2 protein-coding genes are annotated in these 1,960 nt (G+C 66.7%); both read left to right on the top strand.

Features of this window, described 5'->3' with window-relative positions:
* The coding region (locus EN994_RS29080; RefSeq protein WP_164746302.1) for an ATP-binding cassette domain-containing protein at window positions 1-762 on the top strand (762 nt) is incomplete at its 5' end.
* On the top strand, window positions 759-1,960 hold a 1,202-nt coding region (locus EN994_RS29075), incomplete at its 3' end, for an ABC transporter permease (protein ID WP_164746301.1). The genes EN994_RS29080 and EN994_RS29075, both read left to right, overlap by 4 nt.

Here is a 1,960-nt window from a genome sequence, read left to right as displayed (position 1 = left end):
GCCCAGGCCTTCGGTCCGCCGGTTCTGGGCGTGCGCGACCTCAAGGTCGGACGCAAGCTCGACGGCGCCGGCTTCGATCTGCGCAAGGGCGAAATCCTCGGCGTCGCCGGGTTGCAAGGCATGGGCCAGCAGGACCTGTTCCTGGCCTGCTTTGGCATGGCCGAGATCGAGCGCGGCCACATCCTCGTCGACGGCCGCAAGGTCTGGCTCGGTTCGCCGGCCGATGCCTTGCGCCCCAACATGGCCATCGGCCTGGTGCCGGAAGACCGCAAATCCGAAGGCCTGTTCCTGAAATTGTCGGGCAGCCAGAACGCCACGCTGCCGGTGATATCGCGCTTCACACGGCTAGGCCTTGTCGACGCGCAAGCCGAGACCCGCTCCGTCGAGGCGGCATTCGCCACTGTCGAGGTCGACCGCCGCGCGCTGTGGACGCGGGCCGGTGCGTTTTCCGGCGGCAACCAGCAGAAGATCGCCATCGCCAAGTGGCTGGTGGCGCAGAGCCGCATCCTGCTGTTGTTCGATCCCACCCGAGGCATCGACGTTGGCACCAAGCACGAGCTTTATGTGATGATGCGAAACTACGTGGCTTCGGGCGGTTCGATCCTGCTGCACTCGACGGAGATCCCCGAACTCGTTCACCAATGCGACAGGGTGCTGGTCCTCTATGACGGGCGCATCGCCGCCGAACTCGAAGGCGACGCTATCACCGAACCGGCCATCATGCGCCCGGCGCTCGGCCATGCCGGGGAAGCCGCCGCATGAGCAGCGCAGCAGCCTCATCCCCTGTTCCCGGCGGCTTCGGACTGCGCCGTGCGCTGGTGCGCAATCGCGGCGCGCTGATCGCCGCGGCCGTCCTGGCGATCCTGCTCTTCGTCGTCGACTGGATCAGCGCTGGGCCGCTGACCTATTTCGATGTGTCGTTCCTGTCGAGCGGCGGCGCCACCTCGGCGCTCGCGGCGATCGGCCAGACGATCGTGATCCTGTCGGGCGGCTTCGACCTGTCCGCCGGCGCGGTGATATCGCTGGTCAATGCCGTGCTGGCATCGAGCATGGATCCGATGGCGCCAGGCGCAAGCATCCTCCTGTGGACCACCGTCGGCATCGGCGTCGGCATGGCGGTGGGCGCCTTCAACGGCTTCTTCATCGCGGTGCTGCGCATGCAGCCGATCGTGGTGACGCTGTCCACCATGTTCATCCTGCAAGGTGTCACGCTGCTGGTGATGGACAAGCCCGGCGGCTTCGTGTCGCCCGATCTCGGCACCTTCTATCTCGGCGACGCGATCGCCGGCTGGCTGCCGATGCCGCTGGTGGTGATCGGTGTCGTCCTGCTCGCCTGGTTCTGGCTGAAGGGAACCCGCTTCGGCACAGCACTCTACGCGCTTGGCAGCGATCCGGAGTCGGCCGCTTCCGTCGGCATCAATGTCGTTCTGGTGCGCTTTGCCGTCTATGTCATCGCCGGCGGCTGCTATGGCCTTGCCGGCGTGTTCATCAGCGCCCAGACCGGCAGCGGCGATCCGCTGGTCGGCAATCCGCTGCTCTTGTCGATGTTCGCGGCGGTCGTCGTCGGCGGCACGCGCCTCGGTGGCGGGCAGGGCGGCCCGGTGGGCTCTGTCTTCGGCGCCTTTATCCTGATGATCGTGGTGAACATCCTGCTGGTGCTCAACGTATCGGCCTATTATGCGACCATCGCCGAAGGCACCATTCTGGTACTGGCGGCACTTGCCGGCTCGATCTCGCATGCATCGGTGCTTGCCGTGCAACTGCGCGCCGCGCGTGCCCGGCTCGCCGCCTGGCGCGCCGGCATATTGCCCTCGCAACTCGAGCGCGTGGACCGGCGTCTCAAGATCGCCGAGCCAGCCCATGCCCAGCGCAGTCCGGCATCGCCGCGCCCTGCCTTCCATCTGCGCAATGCGGAAACGCTGCGCTATGCGCTGCCGGCCTATGTCTGCCTGCTGCTCAT

This window comes from Mesorhizobium sp. M7A.F.Ca.CA.002.09.1.1, from assembly GCF_003998555.1.
Classification (GTDB): domain Bacteria; phylum Pseudomonadota; class Alphaproteobacteria; order Rhizobiales; family Rhizobiaceae; genus Mesorhizobium; species Mesorhizobium ciceri.
The sequence above is the reverse complement of the archived record's forward strand: the minus strand, read 5'-3'. Positions and strand labels throughout refer to the sequence as shown.